This window comes from Anaerococcus sp. AH8042_DFU013_CI05 (assembly GCF_047936775.1).
Classification (GTDB): Bacteria; Bacillota; Clostridia; order Tissierellales; family Peptoniphilaceae; genus Anaerococcus.
Genome location: NZ_CP175954.1, coordinates 1285724 through 1299058 on the forward strand (window position 1 = coordinate 1285724; position 13335 = coordinate 1299058).

A 13335-nucleotide genomic window follows, 5' to 3' on the forward strand; every position below is an offset into this window, starting at 1 on the left:
TTTATTTATCCTTTAAATTATTGGTTAACTGCTTAGAAATTTTTAAATTATCAGTAACAGCATCCATGTTTTCAGCCAAATATCCATAATATAAGATATCAGTTACTATTTGTGATGATAATCTAGATGATACAGCCCCAAATCTCATTTCTTTTTCAATTTCAGGTATTAACAAAACCTCATCTGAAAGCTTGGATAAGCTAGTATTTGCACCCTTAGTTATAGTTATAACTTTTGCACTAATACTTTTAGCAAAGTCTGCTGCAATTATTACTTCCTTAGTATTTCCAGAATAGCTTATACATACCAAAACATCATCTTTTTTTATATTTGCAATCAAGGCCAAATTAGTATGGGCATCTCTTTGATAATAAGCTTTTTGCCCAGCTCTTTGAAGTTTATATAAAAAATCTTCGCATACCAGTCCAGAGCTTCCTACTCCTGCTAGGTATATATCATTTGCTTCTACTAAATATTTTGTTGATTTTTCTATAATTTCGTCATCTAACAAAGCAAAGGTCTTTTCTACAGCTGATAAGACATTGTTTTTGCTTTTAGAAACAATGCTTGGAGTAGGTTCACCACCTCTAATAACCTCATCTTTAAGCTGATTAGTATCTGTTTCAAGGGATTTGGCAATATCAACTTTCAAATCAACATATCCCCTATAACCTATTTTTTTTACAAATCTAATAATGGCTGATTGGCTTGTTTCAATCAAACTAGCTAATTGCTGAGTATTGCTATTTAAAACCAATCTAGGATTATCAACCATAAAATCCGAAATTTTTCTGTCAGATGGTGTAAATTCAGACTTTCTTTGATTTATTTTTATTAAATAATCCATAAACACCTCTTTTGTGAAAAGCTTTTCTTAAAACTATTATATCATTATAAATAAATATTTCAATCATTATTTTGATTTAGTAAATATTTATTTTATTATTCAAATATGAAATTACTTCATTTAGATTACTAGCTTCTTTATCAGCATCAAAATCTTTTTTAAAACTATTATCATGAATTATTAAATAATCAATACCACTTGCCTTGGCCGCCTTATAGCCGTTAAATGAATCTTCTAATATAAGAGCTCCATCTTTTTTTAGTCCAGATTCTTCTAAAGCCTTTAAAAATATATCCGGATGTGGTTTTCCATTTTCTAGTTCATGACCGGACACATAAAAATCAAAGTAGTGATCTATATCTTGATTCTTGAGCAAATATGAGATTTTTTCTCTAGAACTTGATGAGGCTACACAAGCTTTAATATTATTTTCTTTTAAAAATTCTAATAAATTAACTAGTCCCTCTTTTTTCATATCACCCTTATAATTTAAAAAATATTCATTGCGATATTCTGTTAATTTATTTCTTAATTCGCTTGCTTTTTGCTTGCTACCAATTTCTTTTGCAATAATTTCTTTTATTTTCTTACCGTTCATGCCTGCAAGTTGCTTTCTCTTTTCATTATTATATTCAAAGCCATATTCTTCACTAAACTTAAACCATGACTCATAATAAAATTTTTCTGTATCTAACATCAGTCCATCCATATCAAATATTACTAATTTATAAGACATAATCTACTCCTTTATATTTCTATGCTTTCTTACCCTATTTTTGGCAAACAAAAAAGCACCTTTGTACACGCTCAAAGATGCTAGAAGTTTTATTATTAATTTATTAATTGATTTTATTATGGGTTGGATTTTTTAACTTATATGCTATATTGATTCTCTCTGTGTTTTACCTGAAAGTGATCCTTTCACAGGGTAATACCTGTTGTGAATTTAGTTTTTAGAGCTAAAATTTACTGTGGGTACTCTAGATAATCTACACATAAGTTTTTTATTATCCTTGTTATTAAACAAGTTCAAGTATAGCTCTTTCTGAGCCGTCGCCTCTTCTTGGTCCCATTTTTAGTACTCTTGTGTAACCACCGTTACGTTCTTCATATTCTGGTGCTATTTCATCAAATAATTTTTGAACTGTAGATGGTTTGTAAATGTAGCTTGCAGCTTGTCTTCTTGCATGAAGTGAGCCATCTTTGCCAAGAGTGATCATTTTTTCAGCCATTTTTTGTGTTTCTTTAGCTCTTGTAACTGTAGTTTCAATTCTACCGTTTTCGAATAAAGAAGTCACTTGATTTCTAAGCATGGCATTTCTATGGTCAGTTCTTCTGCCAAGTTTTCTTTTATTAGCCATTTTTACCTCCTATTCATCTTTAAGACTTAGTCCCATTTCATGAACTTTGTCTTTTACTTCTTCTAGTGATTTTTTACCAAAGTTTTTAATTGATTTTAATTCTGATTCAGATTTTTCTACTATATCACTTACTGTATCGAATCCTGCTCTTTTTAGACAGTTAAATGAACGTAGGGATAGGTCCATTTCTTCGATTGTTTTTTCTAGTTGTTGGTCTGTATTATCTTCAACAACAACTTCTTCGTTTTCTTCTTTAACTTCTTCTTCTACGAATGACACATTTGGAAGGTCTCTAAAGTATTTAAAGTCATTAATTAAGATATTTGCTCCTTCAGAAAGAGCTTCTTGTGGTGATATAGTTCCATTTGTCCACACTTCTATGATTAATTTATCATAGTCAGTAGCCTCACCTACTCTAGTATTTTCTACAAAGTAGTTTACTTTTTCTACTGGTGTAAATGATGAATCTATAGCAATAGTACCTATTGGATCTGATTCAGATTTGTTTTGGTCTGATAATTGGTATCCCTTACCATTTGTAACTTCAAGAGAGATAAATAGATTTGCTTTATCATTTACTGTTGCAATGTAATGATCTGGGTTTGCAATTTCGATAGAGCTATCTTTGCTAATATCTTTTGCTGTTACAATTTTTGGTCCTTGAATATCTAAAAATAGGGTAACATCTTCATCACCATGTTTTTTGATGTCAAGGCCTTTTAAGTTTAAAATTATTTCAGGAACGTCTTCTACTACTCCATCTATAGTGGAAAATTCATGAAGGACTCCTTCAATTAGAATTTTTGAGACGCTAGAACCAGGTAAGGATGATAAAAGCACCCTTCTAATACTGTTTCCTATGGTTGTACCATAGCCTCGTTCGAGTGGATATAGGGCAAATTTGCCATAATGATCGCCTTCGTTTATATCGAGTATTTCTATATTTGTATCTAATTTTTCGATCATGGTAACTCCTTAGTTCTAACTTTTTAGTTCTTAATTATTTAGAGTAGAACTCTACGATCATACGTTCTTCTACTGGGATATCAATTTCTTCTCTTGTTGGAAGTCTATCAATAGTTACTTTTAGGTTTTCTAGATCTGAGCTCATCCATTCAACTACTCCAAATGTAGCATTTGTTTCTTTGATAGTTTTAAATAAAGCTTTATTTCTAGATTTTTCACGTACTTCGATAACATCGCCAACTTCTACTAGGTATGATGGGATGTCTACTTGTTTACCATTTACTAATAAGTGTCCGTGAGTTACAATTTGTCTTGCTTCTCTTCTTGTTCTTGCAAGGCCTGATCTAAATGCTATGTTATCAAGTCTTCTTTCGCAAAGAACGATTAATTGTTCACCTGTTTGACCTTCAATTTTAGTAGCTTTTTCATAGTAGCCTCTAAATTGTTTTTCGCTTACGCCATAGATGAATTTAGCTTTTTGTTTTTCTCTTTGTTGCATACCGTAATCTGACATTTTTCCACGTCTTTGTGGTAATTGTCTTTTTGATTCACCTGTGTAACCTAGGTATGCTGGAGAAATTCCTAAAGCTCTTGCTCTTTTATAAACTGGATCTTTTGATACTGCCATAATTTCTCCTTATTAAACTCTTCTTCTTTTTGGTGGTCTACATCCATTGTGAGGAATTGGTGTAACATCTTTAATCATTGTTACTTCAAGTCCTGCAGCTTGTAAGCTTCTGATAGCTGATTCACGTCCGCTACCTGGTCCTTTTACGTAAACTTCTACAGTTTTTAAACCATGATCGATTGCTTTTTTAGCTGCTGTTTCTGCTGCTTCTTGAGCTGCAAATGGTGTAGATTTTCTGCTTCCTCTAAATCCTAATTGACCTGCTGAAGCCCATGATAATGCATTACCTTGCATATCAGTAATTGTCACCATTGTGTTATTGAATGTTGAGTTAATGTGAGCTTGGCCACGTTCAACATTTTTCTTAACTCTTCTTCTTCTAGAAGTTTGTTTGCCTCTTGGTGCCATTTATTCTCCTTAACCCTTTCTTCCTTTTCTTGTTCTTGCGTTGTTTTTAGTATTTTGTCCTCTTACTGGAAGGCCTGCTTTGTGTCTGTTTCCTCTGTATGAGTTAATTTCGCGAAGAGCTCTAATATTCATTGATGTTTCACGACGTAAATCACCTTCGATTGTATATTGATTTAGTTGTTCACGAATTTGACCTAATTCTTCTTCAGTAAGATCTTTCATTTTTGTATCAGGATTGATTCCTGTGTTTTTTAATATTTCATTAGCAGTTGCACGGCCGATTCCGTAAATATAAGTAAGGCCTATTTCTGCTCTTTTTTCTCTAGGTAAATCTATACCAGCTAATCTTGGCATTAAACCCTCCTAACCTTGTCTTTGTTTATGTTTTGGATTTTCGCAAATTACCATAACTTTTCCGTTTCTTTTGATAATTTTGCATTTATCGCACATTTTTTTTACTGATGCTCTAACTTTCATTTATTTCTCCTTGTCTACTTGCGTCGCCAAGTAATTCTTCCCTGTGTAAGGTCATATGGAGATAGTTCTACTGTTACTTTATCTCCTTCTAATATTCTTATGCTGTTCATGCGTAGTTTTCCTGAGATATGGGCTTGGATTTCGTGTCCATTTTCTAGTTCTACTTTAAATATTGCATTTGGGAGTGCTTCTTTTACTACTCCTGTAACTTCTATAGCATCTTTTTTTGACATATATAGAACCTCCTTATCTTATCTAATATGTCTTGTTTAGCAACGTTCATCTCTTTTTTAAGACATATTGGCCTAAAGAGATTCTTTATTTTCTCTTTTTTTAACCATAAATTAGTTAAATTCTCCTAATTTATTGTTAAATTCATCAAATATTTCATCAACAGATTTTGTGCCGTCAATACTCTTTAATATACCTTTTTGGGTGTAATAATCAATAAGTACTGCGGTTTGTTCGTTGTAAACATCGATTCTGTTTTTTACTGTTTCTAGTTTATCGTCTTTTCTTTGAATTAATTCTGTATCGCATTTATCACAGATGCCTTCCACTTTTGGTGGATGATTTTCTATATGATATGTTGCTCCACAGTTTGGGCATACACGTCTACCTGTTGTTCTTTTGATAAGTGTATCATAGTCAACATCAAAGTAGATTACGCCATCTATTTTTTGATTTCTTTGATCCATTCCGCTATCAAGCGATTTTGCTTGATTGATTGTTCTTGGGAATCCATCAAATAATACGATTAGTTCGCTATCTTCGTTATTTTCTAATTTATCAAAATAATCCCAAAGTAGGTCGATGGTTACTTCATCTGGAACAAGATCACCCTTGTCCATATATCCTTTTGCTTTAAGTCCTAGAGGAGTTTCATTTTTGATATTGTATCTAAAAATGTCTCCTGTGGAAATTTGAACTGCATTTAAGTTTTCTATAATTTTTTTTGAAAGTGTACCCTTACCTGCTCCTGGGGGTCCTAACAATATAATATTCATCTTTTACCTATTTAAAAACCCTTTGTATTGCTTCATTGTCATCATTGCTTCTAATTGTTTAATTGTCTCGATTATTACTCCTACTACGATGATTACTGATGAACCACCAAATGATAGGGATAATCCTAATAATTTTGATGCAATTGCTGGAATGATTGTTAGTAGAGCTAGTGCAATTGATCCTATAAAGGTTATTCTTGTTGCAACTTTTGCCAAATACTCACTAGTTGGTTTTCCTGGTCTAATGCCTGGGATAAATCCACCATTTTGTTGTAATTGCTTAGCGTATTCTACAGTATTAAATTGGATTTGGTTATAAAAATATGCAAATATTAAGATTAACGCTGATTGGATAATTAAGTATAGGATAAATCCTCCAGTTGTATTTTGGAAGAAATCTGTTATCCCACTTTTTCCACCGTTTCCAAAGAAAAGTCCAATTGTTGATGGTATTGCAAGTACTGCTGATGCAAATACTATTGGCATTACTCCACCCATGTTTACTTTAACTGGGATGTGAGTTGATTGGCCACCATACATTTTGCGTCCTACAACTCTTTTTGCATATTGGATTGGAATTTTACGTTCACCTTCTGAGATTAGTACTACTGCCATTACAATTAAGATTATTAGTATAACCATGATGATAATTGGTAGGTAGTTTACTAATCCATAGTGAACTTGATCACCCCATCTTGCAATTGTTCTTGGGAAGGATGCTATAATACCCATAAATATTAAAAGACTTGTTCCATTTCCCAGTCCTTTTTCTGTTATGGTTTCACCCATCCAAGTTACAAACATTGTTCCGCCGATTAGTATGACATTCATTGCAAGTTTTTGAAATCCTGTTGCATTTGCAAGTGCTGCTCCGTATAAACCGTTTGTTACTGCTACTGCTTGGAATATTGCAAGAATGATTGTTACATATCTAGTGTATTTTTGGATTTGTTTACGTCCTTGCTCACCTTCACGGGTTAACTCTTCCAGTCTTGGTATTACAACTGTTAAAAGCTGCATTACGATACTAGATGTAATGTAAGGTTGTACTCCTAGGGCAAATATTGAAAGGGTTGATAGTCCACCACCTGTTAGCATATTTAGGTAGTCAACTAGGGTTCCTTCAACAGATGAGTAAGCATTTCTAAGAGTTTCTTGATCTATAAATGGTATTGGAATATTATTTCCAAGTCTATAGATAACTAGCATTAGGATAGTAAACCAAAATCTCTTCCTAATCTCTGGCTCTTTAGATGCTTTTTTTATTGTTTCTAGCATTGCTCACCTTCTTAATTTTCTTGTGTAGTTTCTTTCTTAGATGGTTTTACCCATTTTTTAACTTCAATTTCTTCTACTGATCCACCAGCAGCCTCAATTTTTTCTTTTGCACTTGCTGTGAATTTGTGAGCTTTAACCGTTAGTTTTGATGTAAGTTCTCCATCACCAAGGATTTTAACTCCATCTTTTGCTTTATTTTTATTTAATATTCCGTTTTCAAATAGTAATTCTGGTGTTACTTCTGTACCATCTTCAAAAGCATTTAATGTTTCAACATTGATAACTTCGTATTGTTTTTTGTTGATATTTTTAAATCCTCTTTTTGGAAGACGTCTGTATAGTGGCATTTGTCCACCTTCAAAACCTGGTCTTACGCCACCGCCGCTTCTTGAGTTTTGACCATCTTGACCACGACCTGCGCGAGTACCATTTCCTGAACCTGGACCTCTACCTTTTCTTTTTCTCTTTTTTAGAGGTTGATTAGGTTGTAATTCATGTAATTTCATCTTACACTCCTAGTTTAATTCTTTTACTTCTAGCATAAATGGAATTTTATTGATCATTCCTCTTACTGCTGGATTATCTTCTTTTACAACGCTTTGGCCGATTTTTTTAAGTCCAAGGGCTTTTGCTGTTGCAATTTGATCATCTTTTCTACCGATAAAAGATCTTTTAAGTTTGATTTCTAATTGTGCCATACTCTCTCCTTAATAATCGAATTCTTCTACCGATTTACCACGAAGTTTAGCAACTTCTTCTACAGTTTTCATGTTAGAAAATGCATCTAGACATGCATTGATGATATTTCTAGGGTTACTTGAACCTAGGTTTTTAGCTCTAATGTCTTTATACCCTGCAAGTTCACAGATAGCACGTACTGGACCTCCAGCGATAACTCCTGTACCTTCTACTGCAGGCATTAGTAATACATGACCTGCTCCTTTTTGTCCTTGAACTCTGTGAGGAATTGTTGTTCCTACTAGTGGAACGTGGATCATGTGTTTTTTTGCATCTTCTGTTGCTTTTCTGATTGCTTCTGGTACTTCTGTAGCTTTTCCTGTTCCAACTCCAACTACTCCGTTAGAATCACCAACTACTACAAGTGCTGCAAATCTCATGTTACGTCCACCTTTTACAGTTTTAGCAACTCTGTTAATAGCAACTACTCTATCTTCGAGGTTTAGTTTTTCTACTTCACTTCTTAATAAATAATTCATCTAATACCTCCTATTAAAACTTAAGACCAGCTTCTCTTGCTGCCTCTGCTAAAGCTTTAACTTTTCCGTGGTATAGGTTACCATTTCTATCAAAGGCAACTTCTGTTATACCAGCATCGATCGCTCTTTTTGCAATAGCTTCGCCAACTTTGCTTGCTGCATCGATATTTGATTTGCTTTCTAGTCCGTCTGCTATATCACTTTGTAGTGTGTTTGCACTTGCTAGTGTTAGACCATTTACATCATCAATAATTTGAGCGTAAATGTTAGCATTTGATTTGTATACGGAAAGTCTTGGTCTTTCAGGAGTACCGCTGATTTTTGCTCTAACTCTTCTTTTACGAGTTTGAAGTCTTTGTTTTTTATTATCTTTAGCCATTTATATCTCCTACTTACCTGTCTTACCAACTTTACGTCTTACATATTCGCCTTCATATCTGATACCTTTACCTTTGTAAGGTTCTGGTTTTCTCCATTTTCTGATATTAGCTGCGTGTAAGCCTACTAATTGTTTATCGATACCTTTTACGATTATTGTTCTATCATTTGGTACTTCAGTTTCGATACCTTCAGGATCTTCCATAGTTACTTGGTGTGAGAAGCCTAGGTTCATAACTAAGTTATTCCCTTGTTTGCTTGCTCTGTAACCTGTACCTTCGATTTGAAGTGTTTTGCTAAATCCTTCAGTTACACCTGCTACCATATTTGCAATAAGTGATCTAAATAAACCGTGGTCGATGTTTTGTTGTTTTGTATAATTTTCTGGAATGTTGATTAGGATTTGATTATCTTCTTCAACTACTTCAATTGTTTTTGGAAAATCTTGAGTTAGGTTACCTTTTGGGCCTTCTACTCTGATATTTTGTCCATCAATAACAACTGAAACTCCGTTTGGTATTTCAATTGGTTGTTTACCTATTCTTGACATATATTTCTCCTTACCATACGTAACAAATAACTTCGCCACCTACATTTTCTGTTCTTGCAGCTTTGTCAGTTAAAAGTCCTTTTGATGTTGAAATAATTGCTGTTCCTAGACCGTTTAGTACTTTTGGTACTTCGTTTGATTTTACATAAACTCTTAGGCCTGGTTTACTTATTCTTCTTAGTCCTGAGATTACTCTCTCACCGTTTTCAGTATATTTTAAGTCTATTGTAAGAATTCCTTGTTTGTTGTCTTCTTCAACATTAAATCCGTTTATGAAGCCTTCATCAAGAAGAATTTGTGCAATAGCTTTTTTTTCATTAGAAGATGGTAAGCTTACTGATTTGTGGTTAGCTTTTACTGCATTTCTAATTCTTGTTAGCATATCCGCTATTGGATCTGTCATCATAATTAATATCCTCCCTAATTACCAGCTTGATTTTCTAACTCCTGGAATTTTTCCTTCATTTGCTAATTCTCTAAAGCAAATACGGCAAATTCCATATTTTCTAAGGTAGCCGTGTGGTCTACCACAAATTTTACATCTGCTATATTCTTGTGTTGAATATTTGTGATGTCTTTTTTGTTTAGCTATCATTGACTTTCTAGCCATTAAGCGCTCCTTTATTTTGTAAATGGCATTCCCATTAATTGTAAGAATGCTTTAGCTTCTTCATCTGTGTTTGCTGTAGTAACTATTGTTATATCCATTCCGTGTAGGAAATCTACATCATCGTATTTGATTTCTGGGAAAATTAATTGTTCTTTAATTCCTAGTGAATAGTTTCCACGTCCATCAAATGAGTTTGGATTAATTCCTCTAAAGTCTCTAACACGTGGTAGTGAAATTGAGATTAGTTTATCTAGGAAATCATACATTTTTTCACGTCTTAATGTTACTTTTGCACCAATTGCTTGGCCTTCTCTAAGTTTGAAGTTAGCTACTGATTTTTTAGCTTTTGCTTCAATAGGTTGTTGACCTGTAATTAATGCAAGTTCATTTTTAACTGCGTTTAATAGATTTTGGTTATCTTTTGCTTCTCCAAGACCAACGTTAATTACGATTTTTTCAAGTTTTGGTACTTGCATTACATTTTCATAGCCAAATTTATCTATTAATGCTTTTACTACTTCATTTTCGTATTTTTCTCTTAGTCTGCTGTTTGCCATAATTTCTCCTTAAACTCAATCGAATTTTTCGTTTGTTTTATGGCTTACTCTGATTTTTCTGCCATCTTCAAGTACTTTGCTTGTTCTTACACCTTTTTTAAGTTCTTCTGAGTATAAAAGTACTTTTGAAGCATCAATTGGGCATTCTTTTTCGATTCTTCCGCTTTCTTCGCCCATTTGTGTTGCTTTTTGGTGTTTGATTCTTACATTAGCACCTTGAACTACTACTTTATTTTCTCTTGGATAAGCTTCGATTACTTCTCCAACATGACCCTTGTATGAGCCTGATATAATTTGAACTTTATCGCCTTTTTTAACGTGCATAACTTCCTCCTATAATACTTCTGGAGCTAGGGATATAATTCTCATGAATCCTTCCCCTCTTAATTCTCTAGTTACTGGTCCAAATATACGAGTTCCTACTGGTGATTTGTCTTCTTTAATGATTACTGCTGCGTTTTCGTCAAAGTTGATTTTTGATCCGTCAGCTCTTTTTAATCCTCTTTTGCTTCTAACGATTACAGCTTTTACAACGTCACCTTTTTTTACCGCTCCGCCGGGTGTTGCACTTTTTACTGAACAAGTAACAACATCACCGATGTTTGCATATCTACTTCCAGTTCCGCCTAGAACTTTGATTACTAATAATTCACGTGCTCCGGAGTTATCTGCAACTCTCATGCGAGTTTCTTGTTGTATCATGAATATCTCCTTAACTTATTAAACAATTTCAGCAGCTTCGGCTACTCTTACAAGTCTCCATCTTTTTGTTTTTGATAGAGGACGAGTTTCCATAATTACTACTGTATCGCCTACTTTAGCTTCATTTTTTTCATCATGAGCTTTATATTTTTTACTTCTGTTGATTCTTTTTTTGTAAACTGGGTGTGAAATTTTTTCTTCAACTAAAACTGTAATTGTTTTATCCATCGCATCAGATACTACAACACCACGTTCTACTCTTCTACTGTTTCTTTCCATGAAATTTAAGCCTCCCTATTTATATTAAGCTTTCTTTCAGTTTGAATTGTTTTAACTCTTGCGATGTCTTTTTTGACATTTCCAATTGCTGATGGATTTTCTAATTGTCCAGTTGCAAGTCTGAAACGAAGATTAAAAAGCTCACTTTGTAAATCATATAATTGTTTATCTAAATCATGGTCTGATAAATTTCTGATTTCTTTTGCTTTCATTATTATTCCTCCGTACCTGTAACTTCAAGTCTTTGTATGAATTTGGTTTTTACTGGAAGTTTGTTTGCAGCAAGTCTCATTGCTTCTCTTGCAACTTCTTCGCTAACCCCACTCATTTCAAATAGTACACGGCCTGGTTTGATTACTGCTACCCAATATTCTGGAGCACCTTTACCAGAACCCATTCTTACTTCTGCAGGTTTTTTAGATACTGGTTTATCTGGGAATACTTTAATCCAGATTTGACCACCTCTTTTGATATATCTTGTCATCGCACGACGAGCAGCCTCGATTTGGTTAGCTGTCATCCAAGTAGCTTCAAGGGCTTGTAAACCGTATTCACCGTAAGCTAGTTGGTTTCCTCTTTGAGCTTCACCTTTCATTCTGCCCCTATGTTGTCTACGATATTTAACTCTTTTAGGCATTAACATAAGTTTTTCTCCTTATTCAAATACTATTTGTTAGTATTTTCGTTTGCGTTTCTGTTAGGACGTCTGTTATTGTTTCTTCTTTTTTTGTTGTTTCTGTTGTTTGGTCTTTGTTTCATTTTTGGTTCGCGAACTGCCTTTTCTCCTGGTAGGATTTCGCCTTTGTAGATCCAAACTTTACAACCAATTTTACCGTATTCTGTATCTGCTTCTGCAAATCCGTAGTCAATGTCTGCTCTTAGTGTTTGAAGTGGAATTGTTCCTTCTGAATATCCTTCGCTTCTTGCCATATCAGCTCCACCAAGTCTACCTGATACCATAGTTTTGATACCTTTTGCTCCAGCTCTCATTGTTCTTTGGATTGGTTGTTTCATAGCACGTCTAAATGCAACCCTATTTTCTAGTGCTGATGCAATATTTTCTGCTACTAGTTGTGCATTTAGGTCTTGGTATTTGATTTCTTCAACGTTTATGATTGTTCTTTTACCTGGTGCAACTTTTTCGATTTTTTTCTTAAGTTCTTCAATACCAGCTCCACCTTTACCGATTACCATTCCTGGTTTTCCAGCATAGATGGTGATTTTAAGGTTGTTTACAGCTCTTTCGATTTCGATATCTGCAATACCTGCATCATAAACTTCTTTTTTTATTACTTTTCTGATGTTATAGTCTTCTACTAAAAGATCTGAGAATTCTTCTTTGTCTGCAAACCATTTTGAATCCCAATCTTTAATAACACCAACTCTAAATCCTTTTGGGTTTACTTTTTGGCCCATCTTTTCCTCCTATGCCTCTATATTTTCAAGAACAACACCGATGTGGCTGCTTCTTTTTAGTATTGGGTATGCTGCACCTTTAGCTTTTGGATGCCATCTTTTCATTGTTGGGGCATCATTAGCAAATGCGTTTTTAACAAACAAGTCTTCTCTGTCAAGTCCGTTGTTGTTTTCTGCATTTGCGATAGCGCTTTTTAGTACATCTTCAAGTAATCTTGCACCTTTTTTGTTTGTAAATCTTAAAATATTTAGTGCTTCGTCTACTTGTTTACCTCTAATTTCTTTGCAAATATAGTTTACTTTAAGAGGAGATATTCTTTGATATTTAGCTGTTGCTTTTACTTCCATTGTCATCTCCTAACGCATTTTTGATTTCATTTCAGTAGCTTTTTTAGCATGGCCTCTGAAAGTTCTTGTTGGTACAAATTCACCTATTTTGTGTCCTACCATATCTTCTGTGATATAGATTGGCACGTGTTTTCTACCATCGTGAACTGCTATTGTATGTTCTACAAATTCAGGGAATATTGTAGAACGTCTTGACCAAGTTTTTACAACTTTTTTCTCATTTTTTTCATTTAATTCGTCAATTTTTTTCATTAAATGATCATCGACAAATGGTCCTTTTTTAAGTGATCTAGCCATTATATCCCC

Annotated in this window: 27 protein-coding genes; all 27 read right to left on the reverse strand. The window is 33.8% G+C overall.

The features are described 5' to 3' along the window. Nucleotide 1: 1 nt before the first annotated feature. The 27 genes from ACKRLN_RS06620 to rpsS all read right to left on the reverse strand — a co-directional run bounded on the left by ACKRLN_RS06620 (nucleotide 2) and on the right by rpsS (nucleotide 13326). Nucleotides 2-847: a MurR/RpiR family transcriptional regulator gene (locus ACKRLN_RS06620; RefSeq protein ID WP_416334665.1), complete on the reverse strand. Its 846-nt coding sequence runs from the start codon at nucleotides 845-847 to the stop codon at nucleotides 2-4. A gap of 76 nt (nucleotides 848-923) precedes the next feature. After that, nucleotides 924-1583, reverse strand: coding sequence for an HAD family hydrolase (locus tag ACKRLN_RS06625; protein WP_416334666.1), 660 nt, complete (start codon nucleotides 1581-1583; stop codon nucleotides 924-926). A 283-nt stretch (nucleotides 1584-1866) separates the two neighbouring features. After that, nucleotides 1867-2208 carry a 50S ribosomal protein L17 gene (rplQ, locus tag ACKRLN_RS06630; RefSeq protein WP_203126138.1) on the reverse strand — a complete coding sequence of 114 codons (342 nt, stop codon included), beginning with the start codon at nucleotides 2206-2208 and terminating at the stop codon, nucleotides 1867-1869. Nucleotides 2209-2217: 9 nt separating this feature from the next. Further along, nucleotides 2218-3174 carry a DNA-directed RNA polymerase subunit alpha gene (locus ACKRLN_RS06635; RefSeq protein WP_416334667.1) on the reverse strand — a complete coding sequence of 319 codons (957 nt, stop codon included), beginning with the start codon at nucleotides 3172-3174 and terminating at the stop codon, nucleotides 2218-2220. A 34-nt stretch (nucleotides 3175-3208) separates the two neighbouring features. After that, on the reverse strand, nucleotides 3209-3802 hold the full coding sequence (gene rpsD / locus ACKRLN_RS06640; protein ID WP_203126135.1) for a 30S ribosomal protein S4: 594 nt from the start codon (nucleotides 3800-3802) through the stop codon (nucleotides 3209-3211). 12 nt (nucleotides 3803-3814) lie between these two features. Next, a complete protein-coding gene (gene rpsK, locus ACKRLN_RS06645) occupies nucleotides 3815-4210 on the reverse strand; it encodes a 30S ribosomal protein S11 (RefSeq protein WP_203126125.1) in 396 nt (131 codons plus the stop codon). 9 nt (nucleotides 4211-4219) lie between these two features. Further along, nucleotides 4220-4564 carry a 30S ribosomal protein S13 gene (gene rpsM, locus ACKRLN_RS06650; RefSeq protein ID WP_203126118.1) on the reverse strand — a complete coding sequence of 115 codons (345 nt, stop codon included), beginning with the start codon at nucleotides 4562-4564 and terminating at the stop codon, nucleotides 4220-4222. Nucleotides 4565-4573: 9 nt separating this feature from the next. Further along, nucleotides 4574-4687, reverse strand: a complete 114-nt coding sequence (rpmJ, locus tag ACKRLN_RS06655; RefSeq protein ID WP_004818043.1) for a 50S ribosomal protein L36 — start codon at nucleotides 4685-4687, stop codon at nucleotides 4574-4576. 14 nt (nucleotides 4688-4701) lie between these two features. Then, nucleotides 4702-4920, reverse strand: a complete 219-nt coding sequence (gene infA, locus ACKRLN_RS06660; RefSeq protein WP_203126116.1) for a translation initiation factor IF-1 — start codon at nucleotides 4918-4920, stop codon at nucleotides 4702-4704. Nucleotides 4921-5031: 111 nt separating this feature from the next. After that, nucleotides 5032-5694 (reverse strand): adenylate kinase, encoded by a 663-nt coding sequence (locus ACKRLN_RS06665; protein WP_203126114.1) that lies wholly within the window; start codon nucleotides 5692-5694, stop codon nucleotides 5032-5034. 3 nt (nucleotides 5695-5697) lie between these two features. Then, the gene (secY, locus tag ACKRLN_RS06670) at nucleotides 5698-6972 is read right to left on the reverse strand and encodes a preprotein translocase subunit SecY (protein WP_203126112.1); all 1275 of its coding nucleotides are present in this window, start codon (nucleotides 6970-6972) and stop codon (nucleotides 5698-5700) included. An 11-nt stretch (nucleotides 6973-6983) separates the two neighbouring features. Further along, nucleotides 6984-7478 (reverse strand): 50S ribosomal protein L15, encoded by a 495-nt coding sequence (gene rplO / locus ACKRLN_RS06675; protein WP_203126110.1) that lies wholly within the window; start codon nucleotides 7476-7478, stop codon nucleotides 6984-6986. 9 nt (nucleotides 7479-7487) lie between these two features. Continuing rightward, complete coding sequence (gene rpmD / locus ACKRLN_RS06680; RefSeq protein WP_203126109.1) at nucleotides 7488-7670, reverse strand: 50S ribosomal protein L30; 183 nt, start codon at nucleotides 7668-7670, stop codon at nucleotides 7488-7490. A 9-nt stretch (nucleotides 7671-7679) separates the two neighbouring features. Then, entirely contained in the window at nucleotides 7680-8189 is a 510-nt protein-coding gene (gene rpsE / locus ACKRLN_RS06685; protein WP_203126108.1) for a 30S ribosomal protein S5, read from the reverse strand. A 13-nt stretch (nucleotides 8190-8202) separates the two neighbouring features. After that, the gene (rplR, locus tag ACKRLN_RS06690; protein WP_203126107.1) at nucleotides 8203-8568 is read right to left on the reverse strand and encodes a 50S ribosomal protein L18; all 366 of its coding nucleotides are present in this window, start codon (nucleotides 8566-8568) and stop codon (nucleotides 8203-8205) included. A 9-nt stretch (nucleotides 8569-8577) separates the two neighbouring features. Beyond that, nucleotides 8578-9117, reverse strand: a complete 540-nt coding sequence (gene rplF / locus ACKRLN_RS06695) for a 50S ribosomal protein L6 (RefSeq protein ID WP_295884150.1) — start codon at nucleotides 9115-9117, stop codon at nucleotides 8578-8580. 10 nt (nucleotides 9118-9127) lie between these two features. Then, nucleotides 9128-9523 (reverse strand): 30S ribosomal protein S8, encoded by a 396-nt coding sequence (gene rpsH, locus ACKRLN_RS06700; protein ID WP_203126105.1) that lies wholly within the window; start codon nucleotides 9521-9523, stop codon nucleotides 9128-9130. A gap of 18 nt (nucleotides 9524-9541) precedes the next feature. Then, nucleotides 9542-9727 carry a type Z 30S ribosomal protein S14 gene (locus ACKRLN_RS06705; protein ID WP_295884154.1) on the reverse strand — a complete coding sequence of 62 codons (186 nt, stop codon included), beginning with the start codon at nucleotides 9725-9727 and terminating at the stop codon, nucleotides 9542-9544. A gap of 11 nt (nucleotides 9728-9738) precedes the next feature. Further along, nucleotides 9739-10284: a 50S ribosomal protein L5 gene (gene rplE, locus ACKRLN_RS06710; RefSeq protein ID WP_416334668.1), complete on the reverse strand. Its 546-nt coding sequence runs from the start codon at nucleotides 10282-10284 to the stop codon at nucleotides 9739-9741. Between the two features lie 15 nt (nucleotides 10285-10299). Beyond that, entirely contained in the window at nucleotides 10300-10608 is a 309-nt protein-coding gene (gene rplX / locus ACKRLN_RS06715) for a 50S ribosomal protein L24 (RefSeq protein ID WP_203126096.1), read from the reverse strand. Nucleotides 10609-10617: 9 nt separating this feature from the next. Then, complete coding sequence (gene rplN, locus ACKRLN_RS06720; RefSeq protein WP_203126094.1) at nucleotides 10618-10986, reverse strand: 50S ribosomal protein L14; 369 nt, start codon at nucleotides 10984-10986, stop codon at nucleotides 10618-10620. 18 nt (nucleotides 10987-11004) lie between these two features. Continuing rightward, the gene (rpsQ, locus tag ACKRLN_RS06725; RefSeq protein WP_203126092.1) at nucleotides 11005-11265 is read right to left on the reverse strand and encodes a 30S ribosomal protein S17; all 261 of its coding nucleotides are present in this window, start codon (nucleotides 11263-11265) and stop codon (nucleotides 11005-11007) included. A gap of 5 nt (nucleotides 11266-11270) precedes the next feature. Continuing rightward, on the reverse strand, nucleotides 11271-11477 hold the full coding sequence (gene rpmC, locus ACKRLN_RS06730) for a 50S ribosomal protein L29 (RefSeq protein ID WP_101539544.1): 207 nt from the start codon (nucleotides 11475-11477) through the stop codon (nucleotides 11271-11273). A 2-nt stretch (nucleotides 11478-11479) separates the two neighbouring features. Next, nucleotides 11480-11908 (reverse strand): 50S ribosomal protein L16, encoded by a 429-nt coding sequence (gene rplP / locus ACKRLN_RS06735; RefSeq protein ID WP_203126091.1) that lies wholly within the window; start codon nucleotides 11906-11908, stop codon nucleotides 11480-11482. Between the two features lie 23 nt (nucleotides 11909-11931). Then, on the reverse strand, nucleotides 11932-12681 hold the full coding sequence (rpsC, locus tag ACKRLN_RS06740) for a 30S ribosomal protein S3 (RefSeq protein WP_203126090.1): 750 nt from the start codon (nucleotides 12679-12681) through the stop codon (nucleotides 11932-11934). 9 nt (nucleotides 12682-12690) lie between these two features. Next, the gene (gene rplV / locus ACKRLN_RS06745; protein WP_203126089.1) at nucleotides 12691-13029 is read right to left on the reverse strand and encodes a 50S ribosomal protein L22; all 339 of its coding nucleotides are present in this window, start codon (nucleotides 13027-13029) and stop codon (nucleotides 12691-12693) included. A gap of 9 nt (nucleotides 13030-13038) precedes the next feature. Next, nucleotides 13039-13326 carry a 30S ribosomal protein S19 gene (rpsS, locus tag ACKRLN_RS06750; RefSeq protein ID WP_416334669.1) on the reverse strand — a complete coding sequence of 96 codons (288 nt, stop codon included), beginning with the start codon at nucleotides 13324-13326 and terminating at the stop codon, nucleotides 13039-13041. Nucleotides 13327-13335 lie beyond the last annotated feature (9 nt).

Coding starts and splice junctions, on each gene's coding strand:
- ACKRLN_RS06620 (WP_416334665.1), bottom strand. CDS start 847: ATGGATTATTTAATAAAAATAAATCAAAGAAAGTCTGAATTTACACCA.
- ACKRLN_RS06625 (WP_416334666.1), bottom strand. CDS start 1,583: ATGTCTTATAAATTAGTAATATTTGATATGGATGGACTGATGTTAGAT.
- rplQ (WP_203126138.1), bottom strand. CDS start 2,208: ATGGCTAATAAAAGAAAACTTGGCAGAAGAACTGACCATAGAAATGCC.
- ACKRLN_RS06635 (WP_416334667.1), bottom strand. CDS start 3,174: ATGATCGAAAAATTAGATACAAATATAGAAATACTCGATATAAACGAA.
- rpsD (WP_203126135.1), bottom strand. CDS start 3,802: ATGGCAGTATCAAAAGATCCAGTTTATAAAAGAGCAAGAGCTTTAGGA.
- rpsK (WP_203126125.1), bottom strand. CDS start 4,210: ATGGCACCAAGAGGCAAACAAACTTCTAGAAGAAGAAGAGTTAAGAAA.
- rpsM (WP_203126118.1), bottom strand. CDS start 4,564: ATGCCAAGATTAGCTGGTATAGATTTACCTAGAGAAAAAAGAGCAGAA.
- rpmJ (WP_004818043.1), bottom strand. CDS start 4,687: ATGAAAGTTAGAGCATCAGTAAAAAAAATGTGCGATAAATGCAAAATT.
- infA (WP_203126116.1), bottom strand. CDS start 4,920: ATGTCAAAAAAAGATGCTATAGAAGTTACAGGAGTAGTAAAAGAAGCA.
- ACKRLN_RS06665 (WP_203126114.1), bottom strand. CDS start 5,694: ATGAATATTATATTGTTAGGACCCCCAGGAGCAGGTAAGGGTACACTT.
- secY (WP_203126112.1), bottom strand. CDS start 6,972: ATGCTAGAAACAATAAAAAAAGCATCTAAAGAGCCAGAGATTAGGAAG.
- rplO (WP_203126110.1), bottom strand. CDS start 7,478: ATGAAATTACATGAATTACAACCTAATCAACCTCTAAAAAAGAGAAAA.
- rpmD (WP_203126109.1), bottom strand. CDS start 7,670: ATGGCACAATTAGAAATCAAACTTAAAAGATCTTTTATCGGTAGAAAA.
- rpsE (WP_203126108.1), bottom strand. CDS start 8,189: ATGAATTATTTATTAAGAAGTGAAGTAGAAAAACTAAACCTCGAAGAT.
- rplR (WP_203126107.1), bottom strand. CDS start 8,568: ATGGCTAAAGATAATAAAAAACAAAGACTTCAAACTCGTAAAAGAAGA.
- rplF (WP_295884150.1), bottom strand. CDS start 9,117: ATGTCAAGAATAGGTAAACAACCAATTGAAATACCAAACGGAGTTTCA.
- rpsH (WP_203126105.1), bottom strand. CDS start 9,523: ATGATGACAGATCCAATAGCGGATATGCTAACAAGAATTAGAAATGCA.
- ACKRLN_RS06705 (WP_295884154.1), bottom strand. CDS start 9,727: ATGGCTAGAAAGTCAATGATAGCTAAACAAAAAAGACATCACAAATAT.
- rplE (WP_416334668.1), bottom strand. CDS start 10,284: ATGGCAAACAGCAGACTAAGAGAAAAATACGAAAATGAAGTAGTAAAA.
- rplX (WP_203126096.1), bottom strand. CDS start 10,608: ATGCACGTTAAAAAAGGCGATAAAGTTCAAATTATATCAGGCTCATAC.
- rplN (WP_203126094.1), bottom strand. CDS start 10,986: ATGATACAACAAGAAACTCGCATGAGAGTTGCAGATAACTCCGGAGCA.
- rpsQ (WP_203126092.1), bottom strand. CDS start 11,265: ATGGAAAGAAACAGTAGAAGAGTAGAACGTGGTGTTGTAGTATCTGAT.
- rpmC (WP_101539544.1), bottom strand. CDS start 11,477: ATGAAAGCAAAAGAAATCAGAAATTTATCAGACCATGATTTAGATAAA.
- rplP (WP_203126091.1), bottom strand. CDS start 11,908: ATGTTAATGCCTAAAAGAGTTAAATATCGTAGACAACATAGGGGCAGA.
- rpsC (WP_203126090.1), bottom strand. CDS start 12,681: ATGGGCCAAAAAGTAAACCCAAAAGGATTTAGAGTTGGTGTTATTAAA.
- rplV (WP_203126089.1), bottom strand. CDS start 13,029: ATGGAAGTAAAAGCAACAGCTAAATATCAAAGAATATCTCCTCTTAAA.
- rpsS (WP_416334669.1), bottom strand. CDS start 13,326: ATGGCTAGATCACTTAAAAAAGGACCATTTGTCGATGATCATTTAATG.